This window comes from Alteromonas sp. KUL49, from assembly GCF_006538345.1.
Lineage (GTDB): Bacteria > Pseudomonadota > Gammaproteobacteria > Enterobacterales > Alteromonadaceae > Alteromonas.
The window spans coordinates 158,334-178,659 of the sequence record NZ_BJKL01000003.1 but is presented as its reverse complement, the minus strand read 5'-3'; the positions used below and the strand labels follow the sequence as shown (position 1 = coordinate 178,659).

The 20,326-nt window shown below is 43.4% G+C and carries 22 protein-coding genes and 1 tRNA gene; 10 read left to right on the top strand and 13 right to left on the bottom strand.

The window, feature by feature from the left end; translation table 11 throughout:
- The first annotated feature begins 53 nt into the window (after positions 1-53).
- The 4 genes from EYS00_RS06520 to EYS00_RS06505 all read left to right on the top strand — a co-directional run bounded on the left by EYS00_RS06520 (position 54) and on the right by EYS00_RS06505 (position 3,491).
- Positions 54-992, top strand: a complete 939-nt coding sequence (locus tag EYS00_RS06520) for a glycosyltransferase family 2 protein (RefSeq protein ID WP_130635760.1) — start codon at positions 54-56, stop codon at positions 990-992.
- Positions 980-1,402, top strand: a complete 423-nt coding sequence (locus tag EYS00_RS06515; RefSeq protein WP_130635759.1) for a response regulator — start codon at positions 980-982, stop codon at positions 1,400-1,402. The genes EYS00_RS06520 and EYS00_RS06515 overlap by 13 nt, the downstream gene beginning before the upstream one ends.
- Position 1,403: 1 nt before the next feature.
- On the top strand, positions 1,404-2,723 hold the full coding sequence (locus EYS00_RS06510) for an HD domain-containing phosphohydrolase (RefSeq protein WP_130635758.1): 1,320 nt from the start codon (positions 1,404-1,406) through the stop codon (positions 2,721-2,723).
- A gap of 267 nt (positions 2,724-2,990) precedes the next feature.
- On the top strand, positions 2,991-3,491 hold the full coding sequence (locus EYS00_RS06505; protein WP_130635757.1) for a DUF4199 domain-containing protein: 501 nt from the start codon (positions 2,991-2,993) through the stop codon (positions 3,489-3,491).
- Between the two features lie 16 nt (positions 3,492-3,507).
- On the opposite strand, the gene EYS00_RS06500 is transcribed toward EYS00_RS06505, so the two are convergent.
- The 4 genes from EYS00_RS06500 to EYS00_RS06485 form a co-directional block, all read right to left on the bottom strand.
- On the bottom strand, positions 3,508-4,977 hold the full coding sequence (locus tag EYS00_RS06500) for a sensor histidine kinase (RefSeq protein WP_130635756.1): 1,470 nt from the start codon (positions 4,975-4,977) through the stop codon (positions 3,508-3,510).
- 8 nt (positions 4,978-4,985) lie between these two features.
- A complete protein-coding gene (locus tag EYS00_RS06495) occupies positions 4,986-5,531 on the bottom strand; it encodes a heme NO-binding domain-containing protein (protein WP_130635755.1) in 546 nt (181 codons plus the stop codon).
- Positions 5,532-5,562: 31 nt separating this feature from the next.
- The gene (locus EYS00_RS06490; RefSeq protein WP_130635754.1) at positions 5,563-7,236 is read right to left on the bottom strand and encodes a 7-cyano-7-deazaguanine synthase; all 1,674 of its coding nucleotides are present in this window, start codon (positions 7,234-7,236) and stop codon (positions 5,563-5,565) included.
- Between the two features lie 214 nt (positions 7,237-7,450).
- Positions 7,451-7,542, bottom strand: a tRNA-Ser gene (locus tag EYS00_RS06485).
- Between the two features lie 243 nt (positions 7,543-7,785).
- Here EYS00_RS06485 and EYS00_RS06480 point away from each other — a divergent pair.
- From EYS00_RS06480 to EYS00_RS06460, 5 genes are read left to right on the top strand one after another with little or no spacing between them, the layout of a single operon-like run.
- Positions 7,786-8,451, top strand: coding sequence for a Bax inhibitor-1/YccA family protein (locus EYS00_RS06480; RefSeq protein WP_130635753.1), 666 nt, complete (start codon positions 7,786-7,788; stop codon positions 8,449-8,451).
- 51 nt (positions 8,452-8,502) lie between these two features.
- Entirely contained in the window at positions 8,503-8,892 is a 390-nt protein-coding gene (gene tusD / locus EYS00_RS06475; RefSeq protein WP_130635752.1) for a sulfurtransferase complex subunit TusD, read from the top strand.
- Between the two features lie 20 nt (positions 8,893-8,912).
- Positions 8,913-9,266, top strand: a complete 354-nt coding sequence (locus tag EYS00_RS06470; RefSeq protein WP_130635751.1) for a DsrE family protein — start codon at positions 8,913-8,915, stop codon at positions 9,264-9,266.
- Positions 9,266-9,541: a hypothetical protein gene (locus EYS00_RS06465; protein ID WP_130635750.1), complete on the top strand. Its 276-nt coding sequence runs from the start codon at positions 9,266-9,268 to the stop codon at positions 9,539-9,541. Before EYS00_RS06470 ends, EYS00_RS06465 begins: the two co-directional genes overlap by 1 nt.
- The gene (locus tag EYS00_RS06460) at positions 9,538-9,885 is read left to right on the top strand and encodes a TusE/DsrC/DsvC family sulfur relay protein (RefSeq protein ID WP_130635749.1); all 348 of its coding nucleotides are present in this window, start codon (positions 9,538-9,540) and stop codon (positions 9,883-9,885) included. Before EYS00_RS06465 ends, EYS00_RS06460 begins: the two co-directional genes overlap by 4 nt.
- A 35-nt stretch (positions 9,886-9,920) precedes the next feature.
- Here EYS00_RS06460 and serS read toward each other — a convergent pair whose 3' ends face one another.
- From serS to lrp, 6 genes are all read right to left on the bottom strand, one after another.
- Positions 9,921-11,213: a serine--tRNA ligase gene (gene serS / locus EYS00_RS06455; RefSeq protein WP_130635748.1), complete on the bottom strand. Its 1,293-nt coding sequence runs from the start codon at positions 11,211-11,213 to the stop codon at positions 9,921-9,923.
- A 10-nt stretch (positions 11,214-11,223) separates the two neighbouring features.
- Complete coding sequence (gene crcB / locus EYS00_RS06450) at positions 11,224-11,607, bottom strand: fluoride efflux transporter CrcB (protein WP_130635747.1); 384 nt, start codon at positions 11,605-11,607, stop codon at positions 11,224-11,226.
- Positions 11,607-12,914, bottom strand: coding sequence for a replication-associated recombination protein A (locus tag EYS00_RS06445; RefSeq protein WP_130635746.1), 1,308 nt, complete (start codon positions 12,912-12,914; stop codon positions 11,607-11,609). Before EYS00_RS06445 ends, crcB begins: the two co-directional genes overlap by 1 nt.
- A gap of 1 nt (position 12,915) precedes the next feature.
- Positions 12,916-13,617, bottom strand: a complete 702-nt coding sequence (lolA, locus tag EYS00_RS06440) for an outer membrane lipoprotein chaperone LolA (RefSeq protein ID WP_130635745.1) — start codon at positions 13,615-13,617, stop codon at positions 12,916-12,918.
- A gap of 1 nt (position 13,618) precedes the next feature.
- On the bottom strand, positions 13,619-16,165 hold the full coding sequence (locus tag EYS00_RS06435; protein ID WP_130635744.1) for a DNA translocase FtsK: 2,547 nt from the start codon (positions 16,163-16,165) through the stop codon (positions 13,619-13,621).
- Positions 16,166-16,337: 172 nt separating this feature from the next.
- Entirely contained in the window at positions 16,338-16,823 is a 486-nt protein-coding gene (gene lrp, locus EYS00_RS06430) for a leucine-responsive transcriptional regulator Lrp (RefSeq protein WP_130636016.1), read from the bottom strand.
- A 167-nt stretch (positions 16,824-16,990) separates the two neighbouring features.
- Between lrp and ald the strand changes: the two genes are divergently transcribed.
- A complete protein-coding gene (ald, locus tag EYS00_RS06425; RefSeq protein WP_130635743.1) occupies positions 16,991-18,121 on the top strand; it encodes an alanine dehydrogenase in 1,131 nt (376 codons plus the stop codon).
- Positions 18,122-18,166: 45 nt separating this feature from the next.
- Here ald and pyrF read toward each other — a convergent pair whose 3' ends face one another.
- The 3 genes from pyrF to EYS00_RS06410 are packed head-to-tail and all read right to left on the bottom strand — an operon-like array spanning position 18,167 to position 20,298.
- Positions 18,167-18,862 carry an orotidine-5'-phosphate decarboxylase gene (pyrF, locus tag EYS00_RS06420; RefSeq protein WP_130635742.1) on the bottom strand — a complete coding sequence of 232 codons (696 nt, stop codon included), beginning with the start codon at positions 18,860-18,862 and terminating at the stop codon, positions 18,167-18,169.
- Between the two features lie 7 nt (positions 18,863-18,869).
- A complete protein-coding gene (gene lapB / locus EYS00_RS06415; protein WP_130635741.1) occupies positions 18,870-20,039 on the bottom strand; it encodes a lipopolysaccharide assembly protein LapB in 1,170 nt (389 codons plus the stop codon).
- Position 20,040: 1 nt separating this feature from the next.
- Positions 20,041-20,298 (bottom strand): lipopolysaccharide assembly protein LapA domain-containing protein, encoded by a 258-nt coding sequence (locus EYS00_RS06410; RefSeq protein ID WP_130635740.1) that lies wholly within the window; start codon positions 20,296-20,298, stop codon positions 20,041-20,043.
- Between the last annotated feature and the right edge of the window lie 28 nt (positions 20,299-20,326).

The following is a 20,326-nucleotide window of genomic DNA, read 5'->3' as shown; positions in this document are numbered from 1 at the left end:
TGCTTGCCACTGTATTAGCAGAGGTTAATACGTAGTTATTGTTGAGGTTTAAAATGCAGGTGGATTTGAGCGTAATTATACCGGTATACAATTGTATGGCTTACTTGCCAGCATGTATCGACAGTATTGTCGCACAAGAGATGGACAATATTGAGGTCATTGTTATTGACGACGGTTCAACAGACGGTTGTACACAGTGGCTGGAACAGAAAGCGCGTATCTATGCGCCATTAAAAGTGATCAGCCAAGCGAACAAAGGTGTAGTTGAAGCACGAAACACAGGTATCGCTGCTGCAAAAGGTGAACTCATTGCCTTTTTAGACGCAGATGACACCTGGACAGCGAATAAGCTATCTGTTCAAGTTAGCTACATGAAGCGGCATCAGGGCTGCGTACTAACCTTTACCAATTACGATCATATCGACGAAGCTGGTAATGACATTATCGACTGCTTTAGCTACTGGAAAAACCCCGCCCTTAATCAAAGTTCAGCCATGCAATTCGTGGGACTACATGATCCCCTTAACGTGCTCCTTAGCGCTAATATTGTGGGCACTTCTACCGTAATTGCGCGAAAGCAATCCATGATTGATGTGGGATTGTTCGACCCTACCTTAAACTCAGCTAGCGATTGGGATATGTGGTTGAAGCTAACTCAAAAAGGCTGCTTTGCTTACTGCTCTGCGCCGCTGATGAAATACCTAATGCGCCAAGGTTCCATAACGGCAAACAGGTTGAATCGGCTATCGGCAATGGAAATCATTGTCTCGAGAGTACAAGATATCGCTAATGCTAATGCACTTAACATTGCACAAGCGAACATTCATGAAGGGTATGCTGAATTCAATCGTGAACACGCCCAGTACTTACAAGCAATAATTCACGATGTAAAGGCGCTTTATCTGTCGCCACACTTGCGCATGTTTAAACACTTGTGCTTTGATATTAAACAAGTAGTTATCGGTAAGGAGCGTAAGTTATGGCGCGTTTAACCCTAGTAGTTGTTGATGATGAGCAAGAAATATTGCGCGCGCTGAAGCGTCTTTTCCGACATGATTTTGATGTAGAGATCTTTGATAACGGTGCTGACTGCATCACACATATTGAGCAAGGCGGCCCTGTAGATATTGTTTTGTCCGATATTCGTATGCCATTTATGGATGGTTTTGCCTTGATGGATAAAATACAACAACAAGCGCCGGATATTACCCGTTTGTGTATTTCGGGATACGCCGATATCGACCGTTGCCAGCAAGCTATTGAGCAGGGACTTTTTGAATACATCATTCCCAAACCATGGGATAACTTTGAACTGAAATGTATCGTCAAGTTATTCGCAGAGAACAGACAATTAAAGCAGCAGATTGCTTCGTTGTCTGAGCAGTTAGAAGGTGGAGGTTAACATGAACTACAATCACGAAAATCAGCCAATACCCACAATTCTTATTGTTGATGATGAACCTGAAATCATCAAAGCGCTTTTCCGTGCGATTCGCCCACTGCCGGCAGAGGTTTTCACTGCTGACAGTGGTGAAAAAGCCTGCGAAATCATGCGCAGATGTAAAATAGATGTGCTTATTTCAGACATGAAAATGCCATCAATGTCAGGAGCAGAACTCATTTCTTGGGCGTGTAAACACAGCCCAGATACCTACAGAATGATACTGACAGGGTTTGCCGATTTAAATAGCATTGTAGATTCTATCAACCGCGGTAGCGTGCAGCGCTTTCTGCAAAAACCTTGGAGTAACGACGAACTTACTCGCGCAGTTACAGAAGCTATCGAATACACTGCGTTGAAGGACGAAAACGCACGATTAAACTCACTCATCAAGGTTAAAAACAAGCGACTAAAACTAGCCAACCAAGCGCTGGAAGGAAAAGTAGTACAGCGTACCAAGCAAATAAAAGTCGCGCTTAAACGCATTGAAGATGAACGAAAAGACACGGTTAAAATTTTGTTCAACTTTATCGGTATACACAATGTGTTGAGTAGTGATTACGCGATCAAGGTGAGTCGTTTAGCATCGAGTATTGCTCGGAAAATGGGGCTTCCTGCTAGAGCGGTCAGTTCGATCCAAATGGCATCGATGTTATGTGAAATTGGTCTTTTAGGTGCTGATTCAGAAGATGTATTAAAGCCGTTCGAAACCTTGAATATTCAGCAGCGGGAGGCTTATTTTGAACAAATTAACGATGCATCCACACTACTATTACCAGCAGCTCATTTGAGTGACGTTACTGATATTATTACGCAGCAATATGAAAGTTGGGATGGTCAGGGTTTTCCAGGTCAACGAAGTGATCAAGATATCTGTTTAGGGGCAAGGATTCTGTCAGTGTCGAGAGATTTTTGGCGCTGGGTTGAAGGGCGAATCGTCGATGAAAAACTCGACTATCAAGCGGCCCTATCTCAGCTCAAAAAAGCGAGAGCTAAACGTTATGATCCTACGATTGTGAATATCCTAGAATCTGATTTCGACAAACTGATTTCTGCACATTATGGGGAACAGGTATCCAGTCTGGAGCTAGCGCCCGGTATGGTGTTACTTGAAGGTGTCTTTTCAGAAAAACATCGTATGGTACTCGTAGAGGGCCATGAGTTTTCAGAGGATACCATTAAACGCATTAGACAATATGAAGCACGACAGAATACGAGGTTCAAATTCAACGTTAAAACGATTGAGCCAAATGATGCTGACAAAACCCTGATCATTGAGTAAAAGCACTACAACAAGAGAGGTCAACCCTCTCTTTTTTTGTAAAAAAAATCACTATTAAATTAGCGTTGCAAGGAATAGGCAGATCTATGGAGATCGCTGAGATTTCAGAGTAATAAATAGCTCTCTATCTCTAAAGCTGCTATCGAAACGATCCGTCGTAAAAAAACCAAACTCGCTACACCCGCATCAATAGATTAAAAATCCATGGGATCATTGCGAAGAATATTCTAAGCTGTGCTTAACAGTACTGCTTTCAAGGGTAAGACAATGCAAGTCAAATCTATTATTACTGAAGTAAAATGGGGTCTAATCTTCGTCGCCATGCTCTTGTGCTGGATGGTGTTGGAGCGTTTGGGTGGTTTTCATGGTGAACGCATTGACCTACATATGTATGTCACAAACCTAATTATGATCCCTGCAATCGCTATTTATGTTTTTGCACTCAGAAACAAACGGGAAGCCGACTACCAGGGCAACATGACTTACTTCCAAGGTTTTACCAGTGGCCTGATAATCGCTGTTGTTGTGTGCGTCGTTAGTCCTCTCACTCAATGGCTTATCAGTAATGTTATCTCCCCAGACTATTTCCCTAATATTATCGAATACGTCGTGGCCAACGGACAAATGACTCGTGAGGAGGCAGAAGGGTATTTCAATTACGAAAGTTATGTTGTTCAAAGTATGGTTGGTGCCATTGTGATGGGTGCAATAACCGCAGCAGTAGTCTCGGTGTTTGTAAAACGAACGACAAAAACCACTGCGGATTAATCAAACGCGAAAAAGCTTATGCCCCACTATCCAACAAAAACTTCAGGCTGAACGTAGTTCCTTTGTCTACTTCTGAACGCACATTAACTTCAACATTATGAGCTTCGAGTATGGCGTAGGAAATCGAGAGGCCCAGGCCCGTGCCCTCTCCTACAGGCTTAGTTGTATAAAACGGAGTAAACAGTTGATTGAGCGTTTTTTCATCCATACCCATGCCCGTGTCGGTCACGTTAATAATGAAAGCGTTGGACAGTCTCTCTTCGGTAATACTCAGCGTACCGCCCTCTGGCATCGCCTGAATGGCATTAACAAACAGATTAATAAATACTTGCTGGAGTTGCCCAGGGTTACCTTGAATTGCGGGTAATTCTGTTAGCTCGTTATTTAAGGTATAGTCATATTTAATCGAGTTCCACGCTATTTTAAGCGATTGTTCGATCACTTCGTTTATTTTTACAGAGATAAACTCTTTTTCATTCCCACCATGGGTAAATGTTTTCAAGCCGAGTACGATCTCAGAGACCCGTTCAATACCCTGCAAGTTTGAATCAATAAGATCCCCCACATCGTCAAAAATATAATCAATATCTAATTTTTTCTTCAATGATTGATGAAAACCATCATCAGCAGTGTTCTCAGCAATCGCACTTCCTATCTTATCTGAGTAGGTGTGTAAATCTTTGGTGTACTCTTTAAGCGTTTGAAGATTAGACTGAATAAAACCAATAGGGTTGTTAATTTCATGAGCGACACCTGCCGCTAATTGACCTAAAGATGCCATTTTTTCTGACTGAATTAACTGCTTTCTCGCGCTTTCTAAATTAGCGATAGTCTCTTGTAATACCCTGTTTCGTGTCAGTATTTTTGCTTCATTAATCCTTCGGTTTAAACCGGTTTTAAGTTGTGCTCTGGCAGTATCTAGGACGTATAAATATTCTTCATCAAGAATGTCCTGATGATAAGGTACGACAAGCCACAATGCCTCGTTTTCCTTGATTGATACCGCAGTAGAAAGCAACCAGTGAATGTCAGGAAACTCCTCATGCTCAAAAACGTTAATTAGCCAACGATGTGATACGTTCTTAACATCGATATCCAAGAAACTTGAGAGTTGACGGTATAACGCGGAAGCATGACTACCATCGCAATCTGGTGGTGCTATTTGACCACTGAGCTTTTTCTCTCCATCTAACACATGAATATAGTAACCGTATTTCGATTCCATAAACGTCGAGATTAAACTCAGTGTTTTATTGAATAATTCATTGATGGACGTATCTGAGGATATTTCCGACGATATATCATTCAGGAACTTCAATTCTGTCTGATTACGCTCGGCCTTCAGTAGAGACGACTGCAACTCAGTATTGGTGTTGTAAATGTCTAACGAGTACTGCTCCAACTGCTTTTCGGCAAGTTCCCTAGCGCGTTTTTCTCTCGTGAGTTTTTTCATTAACGCAGCGACAAGTGCGTCTTTATCATCCATATAACTGGCTACCCTTTCTTTATTACATCAAAAATACTCGCTGGGTCTCCATTGAGAATACTTTGCTTGTGAACAACTTCAAGTGGTTGGGACATGTAATCACCCAATCCGAGGATCAAGCCTTCACAAAAGCGATTCAGATGTCTTGGTGATATGTATTCCATAGTCATACAGGTGTCTGTTTCTGAGATAAACCGAAACTCTGGGAGAATAGCATCTTGATTGAGCTTTTTAACTTCAACGTGAATAACATCTTGCACTCGTCTAAGAAAAGCAAACGGGTCGCCTTGTGCTTTATTGCCTGGCGGCGCAATTGCGTGCAACTTTTCAAAAAGCCAACGCCCAAACATAACCTGCGCATCACCACTGTCAAGCTGCTTAACTTCACATATGTGAGACAGCAAAGACAGAAACTCCTCGTCGGGATAAGTTCCCACCGTTGTGTATGCACCTCCACTGGGCGGATCCACGACCTCTAACACCTGATCCCAGAACAATAGGCCGAAGTTTTCTTCGATAAAATCAGCGAACTGAACAAATACTACACCTTTCATACAATTACTCCCTTACTTGCAATGCTTTACATTAATGCCAAGAAACTATCTTGTTTACAAAGTTTATTTGTGACGTAGACTTTTTCACCTTTAAACAGTGTAGAACACAAAGAAAGGTAAAACTGCTCCGTTTGACAAAGTTATTCACGGGTAGCTTCATCGACTTTTGCCACACATCAACAATTCGGTTTAGCGGCAAGCCTTGTTCTTTGGTCACACTCCATTGGTCTTTAGCTTGAATTTTATGGGGGCATGGTATGTGCCCTGGATAAGCCTGCCATGGTGTCTTAAGCGCTTCGGGATAACTTTGTTTTAACCATCTTAGGTAAAACTTGTGGCGTCTAACTTCCTCCACGGGGAGTGACAGGATATGGCGTAACACCTTCCAACTATAAATTGGTAAACAGAATTCCATTTGAAACTTATCAATGTCTTCGTTTGGTATGGCTAAGTGGTGATGCTGGTCATTGTGTAACAGAAACAAGTAATACGCCTTTTCTAAAGGTACTCCATTGTAGAGACTTAGCGCTTTGATAATGTTTTCACGTAGCACAGACTGATATTCTCTAGCATCAACCACAACGCTTTGAGGGAGACAAGCAAACTGTTGTGATAGATAAGCATCGGCCAGCTTCTCCACATTCTGAGTCAGCGCAGCTCGATAAACAGGATCACTGAAGTAGATGTAACCGAGCCCAACGCTGCCCCCATTTCCCGACCAGGATAACTGGGGTCTATCTACCTTTTCATACCCTTTAGGGCGTTGTTCTCTCCAATACTCCCCTAACCTCATTTCGACACTGAGTGACTGGGTGTTTTTTACTTGCACAAACGAAATGTCTAATTCGTTGGCTTCGGAAAATTGTTTAGCACAATATACGTCTTGGGTGTCTTTTTGAGAAAAATTGAACCCAACGATATCTAATTGACGACGTTTTAACTCGCAAGCGATAAGCCTAGAGTCCAAACCACCGGATAGCGTAGTCAAAACCGACGAATCATTAGCAAGGTATCGATCGCATACCGATTTAAAGTCTTTATCTATACCCAAAATAGCATCATCTACAGATTGTTTGCTTTGTGTTAGCTCCTTCCAATCAAAATAAGTATCGAGCTGCACATTCCCTGCTACGTCTGTCTTTAGTTTTTGTGCAGGGGTAGAACAATGCACTTCTTTAAAGGGCGTATGGTCAAGAAGGAAGTACCCTAACGTGGCATACTCGCACAGCGCATCTTTGTTGGGTGTAAGGTGAACATTGAGTTTGCTGAAGGTTTTGACATCGGTACAAAATACCAGCCCGCCGTCGACTTCCATGAAATAGAAAGGACGCAAACCTAGGGGATCTGTAGCAAGCTCAAGTGTAGTTGAATGTTTATTGTAAGAGAATAGACAGCAACTACCTTCAATTTCTCTTAGCTTATCGTCCTTAAGTGGCGAACCATCACTCAAGTAAATGAGGTCTTTTTCTCTATCGCTACTAACAACAGAATGTCCAGCCATTGCTCCAACACCCCAAGGTTTAAAATTCCACCCAGACTGTTGGTACTGTTGATAGTCTTTTTGAATAACGCCAAAACATTTGTCAAAGTAATGATTTAACTGCCCATCGGGTATGTCACACCAGTCATCCATCATTTTATTGGCGAATGACCGCAACGTAGGCGTCAGCCCCTCTTTTCTATAAACCCCAAATAACTTACTCATATCACTCTCTTTATGGACTCGTTTAACACAGAGAGTTCAGTTATCGCGCCAACTTAACAAAAGAACGTAAACATATAATATATATGTGGTTTTATAAGTTATGAGAAAATTGGCTTTTCAGAATTTGCATTTTGCAATGCAAAATTGGCAGGTAGTCGAATACTTTTTTCCAGAAAGCAAAAAGCCCGCAACAATGTGCGGGCTTTTCTTAATATGGCGGAGAGAGAGGGATTCGAACCCCCGGAAGGTTTGACCCTTCGCCTGATTTCAAGTCAGGTGCATTCAGCCGGACTCTGCCATCTCTCCGAGAAGTGATGCGTATCTTAATGATATTTTTATGACTGTAAAGGAAAAAATTCACATTTTGTTTCAAGTGAACACAAAAGCATCAAACACTGTATTTATAAGCATTTATTGGTAATTTTTCTTTACCTAAATCGATTTTCATCTGAAACTACTTGAAAATTGGAACTAAAACCCATAGAACTGATTCTAACCTATGTGTTTTTAATTTTGATCATAGACTCAGTCCTTTCGGAGGGATAAAAAATGGATCAACGTACGATGTATACAAGTGCATCACAACCTTCTGTGTTGCAAACAAATAAAGTATTGAAAAATACTTACATGCTTCTCGCTATGACATTGGCGTTCAGTGCCGTGTGTGCTGGCATTGCAATGGCGGTTGGTATTTCTCCGCTAGCATCATTGGGCATGACTATTGGCGCATTAATTACGCTTTTTGTTGTTCAGAAAAAAGCTGACTCTGCTTCTGGTATTTATTGGGTATTTGCTTTCACAGGCTTGATGGGTGCCTCTTTGGGTTACACGCTTAACTTTTACTTAGGCGTTGCTGGCCCAGGTCTTATTATGGAAGCACTGGGTGCCACTGCCCTTGTTTTCTTTGCGCTTTCAGGTTACGCACTAACTACCAAAAAAGACTTTTCTTTCATGGGTGGTTTTTTAGTAGTAGGTCTTGTAGTGGTACTTGTTGCTGCTATCGCCAACATTTTCTTTGCAGTGCCAGCAGTAAGCTTAGCTATTAGCGCAGCAATCGTGTTCATTATGTCTGGTTTCATTTTGTTTGATACTAGCCGTATTATCCACGGTGGTGAAACTAACTATATTCGCGCGACTGTTTCACTTTACCTAAACATCTACAACCTCTTCACATCAATCCTTCACCTTCTAGGTGCGTTTGGTGGCGATGATTAATCATCAGTAAAGAGATTTAAGGCACCCCGCTTGCGGGGTGTTTTTGTTTTTATGGCCAAATATTCAATAGTTATCACATCTACCCCAGATAGCGGAGATGCTTTAGCCCGTGTATTACGTTTTATTGATGGCGTGTACGATAACGGAGATGAGGTAAGTAATGTGTTTTTCTTTCACCAAGGCGTACACCACGCAAATCGCTTTTTTGTCCCGATGGGAAACAGTATCAACGCCTTAGCGTCGTGGACTTCTGTGAAAACTAAATATGCCATTCCATTAATCGTATGCACTACTGCGGCGAATAAACGGGGCATACTGGATGATGAAGAAGCCAAGTCGCTAGGTGAAACTCAAAGCCATATTGCTCCGCCATTCAATCAGTCTGGCTTAGGTGAGTTTTTCACACTGTTGCATGACTGTGATCATGTAGTTCAATTCTAATCGGTAAGCATTCTAGAACTATGTCTAAACTACTCATTCGATTTAGTCAGTCTCCGTTTGGAAATGCACTGGCACAAGACGGCTTGGACTTCGCCCTTGCAGCCACTAATTACGGCCATGAGGTCGCAGTGCTGTTTGAAGGTGATGGCGTATTTCAGTTGATGGATAGTAAAAATCACCCGTCGACTTTCGCTAAACGACTTTCTGTCATGCCCATGTTTGACATCGAAGAATGCTACGTGTGCATGAAAAGTTTAGAAAACTTAAATGTTTCACCATCAGAAAAGCTATTACAAAGTCTTGAGCTTCAACAATTAGATACTTTAGGTAAGCTCGACTTGTTTGAAAGTGTAACGCATACGGTGACCTTCTAGTGTTCTTTATTCAGTCAAAAACAAATGTATCGCAGATTACAAAGGATACTCTTCAAACCGCATCGTTGAAAACCGAGGTGGCTGTTGTGTGCGCAGGTGACGGCACATATACCTATGGCGCACTGTCTTCGTTGTTGACCAATGCAACTATTTACGTAGTTGAAGAAGATGCTAAAAGTAGAAATATCATTACAGTAAACGATGCATCGCTGATTACTACCGCGGAGTATGCCGCCCTTCTTAAACGCTACGATCATGGGATTACATTACTATGAGTAAAGGCGAACACCAATTTACGTATAACAATACCGCTATTCCTACGGACAAAGCGGGATATTTACTTGATCATACCCAGTGGGAAAAAGGCATGGTCGAATTGCTGGCAAAAAGCGAAAACATCGAACTCACCGAGGCGCATTGGGAAGTGGTTATGTTTGTAAGGGAGTTTTACTTAACGTACGAAACAAGCCCGGCCATTCGTGCATTAGTAAAAGCTATGGCAACAAGTTTTGGTCCGGAGAAAGGCAATAGCAGATATCTTCAGCGTTTATTCCCCAAAGGCCCAGCGAAACAAGCAACCAAACTCGCTGGTTTGCCCAAACCGGCCAGATGTTTATAAAAAAGGCAGCTTATATGCTGCCTTTTTTATGTAGTCTACGGCGTAATAACCGATTTCCCGCCCATATACGGTTGTAACGCTTCTGGCACTAGCACGCTACCATCTTCCTGTTGGTAATTCTCTAGAATAGCCACTAATGTACGGCCAACGGCCAAGCCTGAACCGTTTAGCGTATGCAGTAGTTCCGGCTTGTTAGTTTCCGGGTTTCTATAGCGTGCTTGCATTCTGCGAGCTTGGAAATCCAACATGTTTGAACATGATGAAATTTCTCGATAGGTGTTTTGTGCCGGCAACCAAACTTCTAAATCATAAGTTTTGCACGCGCCAAAGCCCATATCACCAGTACAAAGTAATACTTTTCTGTAGGGTAGCCCAAGCTTTTGAAGAATAACTTCCGCATGCCCTGTAAGTGCTTCAAGTGCATCGAAGCTGTCTTCCGGCTTTACTAATTGAACTAACTCAACCTTATCAAACTGGTGTTGACGAATAAGGCCTCTCGTATCACGACCATAAGAGCCTGCCTCAGAGCGAAAACACGGTGTATGAGCCGTCATTTTTAACGGTAGGGATTTTGCGTCAAGAATCTCACCACGGGCGATATTAGTCAGAGGTACTTCTGCTGTTGGAATAAGCGACAGACCCTGCCCTTCTTCCGTTGCAGGCTTTGTGTGGAATAGGTCTTCACCAAACTTGGGTAACTGTCCTGTACCATAGAGGCTATCTGCGTTAACCAAATAAGGCACGTACATTTCTTCATAGCCGTGTTCGTTAGTGTGAACATCCAGCATAAATTGAGCAATCGCTCGATTGAGCTTTGCAATATCACCGCGCATGACAACGAAGCGAGAACCTGTCAACTTAGCTGCGGTTTCGAAATCTAATCCATTGCTTAGACCATCTGCGATATCCACGTGGTCTTTTACATCAAAATCAAAAGTCGCAGGTTCGCCCCACTTAGAAATTTCGAGATTATCGTCTTCGTCTTTACCCGCAGGTACAGATTCATCAGGTAAATTTGGGATCCCTTGAGTAAAAGTAGTAATTTCTTCAAGCAATGCGGATAACTCGTGTTTAGCGGCATCCAAATCATCGCCCAGTTTCCCCACTTCAGCGAGTAGAGGTGCAATGTCTTCACCTTGTGCTTTTGCTTTACCAATCGACTTACTTCGTACGTTGCGCTCGTTTTGCAGGTCTTGAGTTTTAATTTGTAATGCTTTGCGCTTTTCTTCTAATGCTGAGAAAGTCTCAACATCTAATGTATAGCCACGAGTGGCTAGTAGCTCAGCAGTGTGTTCTATTTCACTTCGCAAACACTTTGGATCTAACATGTGTTTTTAATTATCCTTTCATTAATTGCATCGCCAGCCAGCCTGCTAAAAGACAAGCACCGACGTTCAGAATTACATTGGCTATAGCCTTTAACCACAGTCCGCTATTCATCAAAGTAAGCGTTTCTACGGAAAATGTTGAGAAAGTAGTAAACGCACCTAACAACCCAACACCAATAAGCGCTCTATACGGTGAGTCAGGGATTAAACCTCGCTCAATCAAGCCGTATACAATCACCAGAGCAAATGACCCAATGACATTGACGGTAAGTGTACCAAAGGGGAAACTTTTTCCAAAGATTGAAACCATGGTAGACGTACAAAAATAACGTAGACATGCGCCAATTGCACCGCCTAACGCGATAAAACCATAAAGAATGAGTCCATTCTGCATTATTTGTCCTTCTTCTCTGACATTTCGTTGAGTTGGTCTAGGTAATCTCGTTTTGCACCTAATGCTTTTTCTAACCCCCGAGGTTGAGGCTCATAAAAACGGGTACCAATGAGTGTTTCTGGAAAATAGGTTTCACCCGCAGCAAAAGCGTTGGGTTCATCGTGAGCATAACGATAGCCTTTGCCGTAATCCATCGATTTCATCATCGAAGTAGGTGCATTTCTCAAATGCATCGGTACGGGTGCGTCGCCAGTCTTTTTTGCCAACGCCCGAGCTTGGCTAAAAGCACGGTAGACCGCATTACTTTTTGCAGCCAGCGCACAATACACTGTTGCTTGCGCTATCGCTCTTTCCCCTTCTGCTGGGCCAACTCTGTGAAAAGTATCCCAAGCATCCACACACAATTGCAACGCTCTTGGGTCAGCGTTACCAATATCTTCTGAGGCGATGGCAAGCAACCTTCGACCAACATAGAGTGCGTCGCCGCCACCCTCAAGAATTCGAGCGTACCAATAAAGCGCAGCGTCCGGGTCAGAGCCCCTCACCGATTTGTGAAAAGCTGAGATTAGATCGTAGAACGCATCACCTTTATTATCGTACTGAGCAATCTTTTCGCCAGCAGCCTGTTCAATGTCTGAAACCTCAATCGTGTTTCCTGAAGCAAAATCGGCGGCAAGCTCTAGATACATAAGCAGTCGCCGTCCATCGCCACCACTAACACCAATAAGCGAAAGCTTAGCGTCATCAGATAATGACAAAGCTAAATCCCCCAACCCAACCTGCGAATCTGAAAGCGCTTTGGACAATAATACGTCACAAGCACTCTCATTAAGAAGATTGAGCACATAAACACGTACTCTAGACAACAACGCATTGTTTAGTGAAAACGATGGATTTTCAGTCGTGGCACCGATGAAGGTTACCGTTCCCGCTTCTACAAACGGCAAAAATGCGTCTTGCTGAGATTTATTAAATCGATGGACTTCATCGACGAACAATAGTGTTCGACGTTGCATTGCAGCATTCGCCTCGGCTTCGTCCATTGCAGCACGAATATCTTTAACCCCCGAAGTGACAGCGGAGAGCTTTATGACATGCGCATTAGCATAACGAGAAATAAGCTCGGCCAAGGTGGTTTTTCCAGTCCCCGGTGGGCCCCACAAAATCATTGAGTGACATTGGCCAGCATCAAGCATTTTTCTCAGCGGCTTTCCTTCACCGAGAATATGCTCCTGCCCTACATAGTCTTCCACTCGCTGAGGTCGCATACGGGATGCCAATGGGGCAAACGCATTAGTTTCGAACATATTAGCGTTGGTCGTCTACGATGTAATGTTCAGGAATTTCAACACTGAATAAATCTGGAGATACAATGCGATTATTCTCACTATTGAATGAGATAGCACTTTGTTGTTGCTGAGCGTCCAACATAACAATTGAACTCAGGTCGCCCTCTATTGAAAAGGCAATCGTCAATCCTTTGATTTGACCATTCTGATTTTGCGGCAACACGTAATAGGCTTCGCTGTCACCTGCTATGGTCGTCACGTCAAATTTATCCCATACATCACTATCGTTTGATGTTAGCAGCACAATAGGGTTGTCTGCGATAGTGGTTGACTGGTCTAGCAAAGTAACTTGCTCAACAAAACTATCGATACTGTACACAGTTTCACCGTCAGCAATAACCAGCGCTTCGTCGGGGAATGTGGTTTCCCAGCGAAATTTGTTCGGGCGAGACATGGCAATTATGCCTTGCGCCTCATGAACAATGTTTCCCTCATAATCAGATACAATCTGAACGAACTCAGAAGAAAACTGTGAAATTTTTTGCAGACTAACTTTTAAGGCATCTTTAGCAACATTGTCAGCCACCACAGCGCTTTGTGTATCTGTAATATTTGAAACTTGTGCTACCGCGCAGGTGCTAACCATAGCCGCACTAATAAACAGCCCTTTTGCCATTGCCTTTACAACAGCTGAAAATGGAAACCCAATAACTTTATTCATACTAATCCTTTGGTGGTGGCGGGGCGATGACCTCTCGGTTACCGTTATGCCCCGGTGCACTTACGACGCCACTCGCTTCCATTTGTTCCATTAATCTCGCAGCGCGATTGTAACCAATTCTGAATTTGCGCTGCACACTGGACGCACTCGCTCTTCGGGTTTCTGTAACAAAAGCAACGGCTTCGTCATAAAACGCGTCGTATTCTTGATCTTCACCCTCTGGCTGTTCACCAGGGAGCAGTATTTCTGCGGACGCTTCACCATTCAATATTTCATCAATGTATTCTGGTTCACCACGTTTTTTCCAATCGGCTACTACGGCATGTACTTCGTGATCATCCACAAACGCCCCGTGAACGCGGGTAGGAACTGGGCTGCCCGGTGGAAGATAAAGCATATCTCCCATACCTAGCAGAGTCTCTGCACCTTGCTGGTCTAGTATGGTTCTCGAGTCAATTTTACTTGAAACCTGAAAAGCAATTCGCGTGGGTATGTTAGCTTTTATAAGGCCTGTAATAACATCTACCGACGGACGCTGTGTAGCAAGCACTAGATGGATACCAGCTGCACGAGCTTTTTGCGCAATTCTCGCAATGAGTTCTTCCACCTTTTTACCGACAATCATCATCATGTCGGCGAACTCATCAACAATAACCACAATGTTGGGGAGCTTGCCTAAATCTGGCGCTTCAAGCTCCATACTGTGTTCACTTTTCCACAGCGGATCTTTAATCGGTGTACCGTCTTCAATAGCTTGTAGAACCTTGGCGTTGTAGCCCGCAAGATTTCTTACCCCCAGCGCGCTCATCAAGCGATAGCGGCGTTCCATTTCGCCCACACACCAACGCAAAGCATTGGCAGCTTCTTTCATATCGGTGACGACTTCAGCTAACAGGTGGGGAATACCTTCGTATACCGAGAGTTCAAGCATTTTGGGGTCAATCATAATCATGCGAACGTCTTCTGGCGTACTTTTATAAAGTAAGCTCAAGATCATCACATTCACCCCAACGGATTTACCAGCGCCCGTAGTACCTGCGACTAATAAATGAGGCATTTTCGCAAGGTCAACCACAACAGGTTTACCTGAGATATCAGCCCCTAGAACCATAGTGAGACCAGATTTATTTGATTGGAAGGTATCACAGGAAATGACTTCGCTAAGTCGTACCATTTCCCGCTTTTTATTTGGTAACTCAAGTCCAATAACTGACTTTCCGGGAATAACCTCAACCACGCGTACCGAGATAGCAGACATTGCCCTAGCCAGGTCTTTTGCCAAACTGGTAATTTTACTCACCTTTACACCCGGAGCTAAATCCAGCTCAAAACGAGTAATTACAGGGCCCGGATAAACACCCACCACCGATGCCTCAATGTTGAAATCGGCGAGTTTTTCCTCGACCAAACGAGAAATACCTTCAATTTCTTCTTCAGTTAGCGGGTTCTCGTGTTTGTCTGCACGATCCAATAGTTCGAACGATGGCATTTCTGATAGAGGCTCTCCCCTACCCTCACTGATTTCACTATCAGTCACAATGGGTAGAGCATCGTCATTGAGGGAGGTATCAGCGATGACTTCCTCCTCATCTTCACTAACCTCATTGTCAGAGTCGTTAATTATCGGCTCTGGTTTTCTTTCAGATTCTATGTTTATTTGTGGTTCTTGTCGGACTATTTTTGCGTCGGTATCAACCACAAATGGCGGTGTATCATCCTCGATTTGTTCGTCTTCAGGATCACTGTAAACGTAAAAAGGCTTAGCGCCTGCTTCTGATTCGTCACTTTCACTGGCCTCTGACGAAAACACAGGTTCATTTCTCGTCGGCCCTGTTTTTTCAGAGTGTTCAGTTGAGCTTTCTTCTTCGGGTTCAGCTCTCATGCTCGTAATATCGATAGCCTGAGTTGGTGCTACCACCTTTTCTTTATTGAGCGCAATAGACTGTTTAAGCTGGTTGATAAGCATCATTGGTAATGCCAGTAGCTTTTTGACGCTCCAGAGCGTCGACTCACCTAGCTTATCTACAATGGTGAGCCAGCTAATACCTGTGAGTAGCGTAAAGCCTGTGCAGAAAAAACACAGTAATAACAGAATAGTGCCAGCGGTATTGAAATAAGGTATTAACGCAGAGCTAATGATCTCTCCTACCACGCCTCCCGCAGAAAAATTGAAAACGTCGTCAAAGTTAATACTTGCGATGCCTGCTGCACCGAGTAACAACAATAGACTACCGATTATTCTTAGTCCTATTGTAAGGTAATCGAGTTCTTCGAGAGTTTTAACGTGTTGAAAAAGAAACCATCCTACGAATGCGGCAATGAAAGGCATGACATAGGCAATGTATCCGAAAGTCACAAGAAGCAGGTCCGCAGACCACGCACCTGTCGAACCCACCCAGTTGTGAATATCTAATTGTAAACCTGCCTGACTCCAGCCCGGATCGCCAGGATGAAATGAAACGAGTGCCAGCAAAAGAAAAAATGCGAAAACGCAGGCGAATATCATACCTGCTTCCCACAATCGCTGAACTCCTGTTAGTCGCGCCATAGCCCTAAATCACTTTTTTTAATTATTACGTTAATCTCACCATTACTGAGACTATTGGTGTGAGCTGTTGTTTTTGTAGCGCCAGAAGTCGTCGCTTTGCTCACTTTATTATTTTTAACCACTGGTTATATGCACAGCGTACCAAAACGCTAACACAGAGCCAAGGATTCTATTACTTTCGATTAATGTGTAATGCTGTTGTACTTTTCACTTCTTCCATAACAACGTAGGTTCTTGACTCGCTGACGCCGGGTAGTCTCAATAAAGTATCACCAAGCAGCTTTCGATAGCTGGACATATCTGCAACTCGAGCCTTCAACAAAAAATCAAAATTACCCGACACCAAATGACATTCTTGGATATCGTCGTGCAGTTTAACTGCCGCAGAAAATTCTTCAAATATATCAACTGATGTCTTTGTCAGCGTTATTTCGACAAAGACCAACATTGCAGCACCCAATTTTTCTGGATCGACAAGAGCGTGATACCCTTTAATGTAACCCTGAGCCTCCAGTCTTTTTACCCTTTCCAGACATGGGCTAGCACTAAGTCCTACACTTTTAGCAAGTTCTACATTAGAAATACGGCCATTCTTCTGCAACTCGATAAGTATATTCCGGTCAATTCTGTCGAGATTTTTAGGCGTTTTTACTAGCATATGATATTTTGCAATTAACATTATATACAAAATAATATATCGCACATCACCCCAATACAGCAAAAACTTCTTTTGTAGTTGTCCTATACTTTGACCTCTCAAATAAACCCATCGTGACTAGTATGAATATGATGTTTGTACTCACGTAACAATTAGAAGGTTAAAGCATGATCATCGGTGTACCTAAAGAGATAAAGAATCACGAGTATCGCGTTGGACTAACGCCAGCAGCGGTAAAAGAATTTGTTAGTCATGGTCACCACGTAATCGTTGAGACCTTAGCTGGCGATGCTATAGGCTTCAGTGACGAGATGTATATTGCAGCAGGAGCTTCCATAGAGAGCACGCCAGAGATCATTTTCGAAAAAGCCGAAATGATCGTCAAAGTCAAAGAGCCACAACCCAACGAATGTAAAATGCTCCGCAAGGGTCAAACGCTTTACACCTACCTTCACTTAGCGCCCGATCCTGTGCAGACCCAACTTCTCGTTGAGTCTGGTGCAACCTGTATTGCTTACGAAACCGTGACTGATAGTCGAGGTGGTCTACCTCTGTTGGCGCCAATGAGTGAAGTTGCTGGCAGAATGTCTGTACAAGCTGGCGCACATTTCCTTGAAAAAGCCCATGGCGGTAGCGGCACACTCTTAGGTGGCGTTCCTGGCGTAGCACCGGGCAAAGTACTCGTGATCGGTGGCGGTGTTGTTGGCACGAATGCAGCGAAGATGGCACTGGGTTTAGGTGCAGACGTTACTATACTAGACCGCTCACTTCCTCGTCTTAGAGAACTAGACGACATTTTTGCAGGCCAAGTAAAAACTGTATATTCCACAGTTGACGCCATTGAGCATTACTCGTCAAATGCTGACTTAGTCGTAGGTGCAGTACTTATTCCAGGTGCAGCAGCGCCTAAGTTACTTAACGGCGAACAAATCAAGGCTATGAAGCCAGGCTCAGTACTTGTTGATGTAGCGATTGACCAAGGCGGTTGTTTCGCGACGTCAAAAGCAACGACACACCAAGAGCCTGTGTACATTGTTGACGACGTTGTACATTACTGTGTAGCAAACATGCCAGGTGGTGTAGCGCGTACTTCTACAATGGCACTGAACAATGCAACACTACCTTTTGGTTTAGCGCTCGCCAATAAAGGCCCAGCAAAAGCCATGTTGGAAGATCCACACCTTCTTAACGGTTTGAATGTTCATGAAGGAAAAGTGACATACAAAGCGGTAGTTGATGCATTGGGCGACGAACTAGACCTGACTTATACACCGGCAACAGAAGCGCTAAACGGTTAATAGTCCGGTTTTAAACGAAAAACGGAAGCTCATGCTTCCGTTTTTTTATGCAATTGATGCGTTGACCGCTCGTAACACTGTAAGGGGATCATCCGCTTTAGTGATAGGACGTCCCATCACCAAATAACTCACACCATCCCGCATAGCATCAGGCGGTGTCATTACCCGCTTTTGATCACCCTTGTCACTACCTAAAGGTCTAATTCCAGGCGTCACGAGTAAGAAACCCTCACCCAATTCTGAACGTAATAACTGCGCTTCTTGTGCAGAACACACAACACCGTCAAGGCCCGCAGCTTTGGTTAGCGACGCTAAACGCTTAACCTGTTGGGCTGGAGTTACTCCATCAATCACATCACTCAATTGCTCTTGGTCCATGCTGGTCAATACAGTAACTGCAATCAGTTTCGTTGAAGGGTGGCTACTGTTAGCAATCGCCGCTTTCGCCGCTTCCATCATTGGCCTACCCCCAGACGCATGTACATTAACCATCCACACACCCAATTCCGCAGCGGCCTTGCATGCCTTAGCAACAGTATTCGGAATATCGTGAAACTTTAGATCTAGGAATACATCAAATCCTTTTGCAATGAGTACCTTCACAAATTCTGGTCCGAATAAAGTGAACATTTCCTTGCCCACTTTTAATTTACAGATAGCTGGGTCTAGCTTTTCAATAAAAGCCAATGCGTCATTTTTGTTATCGTAGTCTAAAGCTACGATGACTCGCGCGTCTTGCATAACAGATTTATTCTCCATCTAAGCCTTTAATAGGTTTAACGCCGTCCCACGTTTTACACGATGGACATAACCAATATAACTTGCGCCCCGAAAAACCACAGCGCTGACAACGGTACGTCGGTCTTTGCTTCATTTGGTCTTCAACCAGAGCTTTCAACAACCTTAGGCTCTCTGCTGAGGCCTTATCTTCAATTTTATCGATATATAAACCCATGAGCGTTTTAAATCCGCGCATGGTTGGTCGATTCTTTAATTGCTTGAGTAAATAGTCAGCCGCCTTGTCGTTATCGCCCTTTGTAAGCAGAACATCAACCATGGCTAAATAGGACGTTGCGCACTCCTGCCAATGGTCTGAAAGGTTCTTTTCAAAAGCCTCCCAATCTCCCGTTTCCTCGGCAATCTTTTCTAGGTGTGGAACTGCTTCACTGAACCAAGTAATGTCTCTTTCTGCAACTTGCGTAAAATAGGCAATAGCCTCGTCGAAACGACGTTGGTCTAACGCGAGTTCACCCAACATTAACCAAGGTCTAACCGCTTTTTCGTCAGCATTTACAGCTTTTTGTAGCAAGTCTAGCGCATTAGTGTGGTTTTCTTTGCCTAGCTCTAAGATTGACTGTTCGCAGTACAAATGCGCTAACCGTGCATTAAGTTCATCATTGTCGCCGTGACAGCTTACCATGCGCTCAGCTAGCCCGATGGCTTTCTCCCATTCCTTCATTGTTTGATAAATAGAGAAGAGTTGCTGTTGTGCGTACAAAAAGTGTTTATCGCTGTCGAGCAGCCGCAAAAAGGTATTTTCAGCTCGCTCTAAAAACCCCGCTTGCATGTAATCTTGACCAAGCGCTTTAAGGGCAATTTCCTTTTGCTCTGGGATAACTTCGTCTTGGCTTACTATATTCTGATGAATCCTGATCGCGCGGTCGATCTCTCCTCTATGACGAAAAAAGTTTCCCATGGCAATATGGGTCTCTACAGTATCACTGTTGACGTCGATTATTTTTATCAGCGTATCAACGGCTTTATCCGGTTGGTCTGATAAGAGGAAGTTCAAGCCCTTATAATAATGTTTTGAAAGGATACTTGATTGTTTGCGCTGCGCCTGACGAACACTATTGCGTCCCATTACCCAACCGTAGCCTGCAGCTACAGGCAAAAGTAAAAACAGCAACTCGAGCATATTATTGGTCTTTCGAAAGTTTTTCTAACTTTGCACGGGCAGCAATAAGCTTAACGCGTAAAGACAACCAGCTGACTGATATAAGCAATATTCCAATAGCAACACCGATGGATAAGGTTATGGCTATTATAGTGGAAAGAGTGAGATTCGCCTGAGCAATCAGATAGTTTACAGTAACAATCTGTTGATTTTTGGACCCGATTAACAATGCCACAAAAATCAAAAAAACAGTAACCAATACCAGCCCAATAACTCTCAATGTCTCATCCTTAAAGCAATTACACAAA

Excerpts from the sequence above, each read along its gene's own strand:
- EYS00_RS06520 (WP_130635760.1), top strand. The coding sequence starts at position 54 with ATGCAGGTGGATTTGAGCGTAATTATACCGGTATACAATTGTATGGCT.
- EYS00_RS06515 (WP_130635759.1), top strand. The coding sequence starts at position 980 with ATGGCGCGTTTAACCCTAGTAGTTGTTGATGATGAGCAAGAAATATTG.
- EYS00_RS06510 (WP_130635758.1), top strand. The coding sequence starts at position 1,404 with ATGAACTACAATCACGAAAATCAGCCAATACCCACAATTCTTATTGTT.
- EYS00_RS06505 (WP_130635757.1), top strand. The coding sequence starts at position 2,991 with ATGCAAGTCAAATCTATTATTACTGAAGTAAAATGGGGTCTAATCTTC.
- EYS00_RS06500 (WP_130635756.1), bottom strand. The coding sequence starts at position 4,977 with ATGGATGATAAAGACGCACTTGTCGCTGCGTTAATGAAAAAACTCACG.
- EYS00_RS06495 (WP_130635755.1), bottom strand. The coding sequence starts at position 5,531 with ATGAAAGGTGTAGTATTTGTTCAGTTCGCTGATTTTATCGAAGAAAAC.
- EYS00_RS06490 (WP_130635754.1), bottom strand. The coding sequence starts at position 7,236 with ATGAGTAAGTTATTTGGGGTTTATAGAAAAGAGGGGCTGACGCCTACG.
- EYS00_RS06480 (WP_130635753.1), top strand. The coding sequence starts at position 7,786 with ATGGATCAACGTACGATGTATACAAGTGCATCACAACCTTCTGTGTTG.
- tusD (WP_130635752.1), top strand. The coding sequence starts at position 8,503 with ATGGCCAAATATTCAATAGTTATCACATCTACCCCAGATAGCGGAGAT.
- EYS00_RS06470 (WP_130635751.1), top strand. The coding sequence starts at position 8,913 with ATGTCTAAACTACTCATTCGATTTAGTCAGTCTCCGTTTGGAAATGCA.
- EYS00_RS06460 (WP_130635749.1), top strand. The coding sequence starts at position 9,538 with ATGAGTAAAGGCGAACACCAATTTACGTATAACAATACCGCTATTCCT.
- serS (WP_130635748.1), bottom strand. The coding sequence starts at position 11,213 with ATGTTAGATCCAAAGTGTTTGCGAAGTGAAATAGAACACACTGCTGAG.
- crcB (WP_130635747.1), bottom strand. The coding sequence starts at position 11,607 with ATGCAGAATGGACTCATTCTTTATGGTTTTATCGCGTTAGGCGGTGCA.
- EYS00_RS06445 (WP_130635746.1), bottom strand. The coding sequence starts at position 12,914 with ATGTTCGAAACTAATGCGTTTGCCCCATTGGCATCCCGTATGCGACCT.
- lolA (WP_130635745.1), bottom strand. The coding sequence starts at position 13,617 with ATGAATAAAGTTATTGGGTTTCCATTTTCAGCTGTTGTAAAGGCAATG.
- EYS00_RS06435 (WP_130635744.1), bottom strand. The coding sequence starts at position 16,165 with ATGGCGCGACTAACAGGAGTTCAGCGATTGTGGGAAGCAGGTATGATA.
- lrp (WP_130636016.1), bottom strand. The coding sequence starts at position 16,823 with ATGCTAGTAAAAACGCCTAAAAATCTCGACAGAATTGACCGGAATATA.
- ald (WP_130635743.1), top strand. The coding sequence starts at position 16,991 with ATGATCATCGGTGTACCTAAAGAGATAAAGAATCACGAGTATCGCGTT.
- pyrF (WP_130635742.1), bottom strand. The coding sequence starts at position 18,862 with ATGCAAGACGCGCGAGTCATCGTAGCTTTAGACTACGATAACAAAAAT.
- lapB (WP_130635741.1), bottom strand. The coding sequence starts at position 20,039 with ATGCTCGAGTTGCTGTTTTTACTTTTGCCTGTAGCTGCAGGCTACGGT.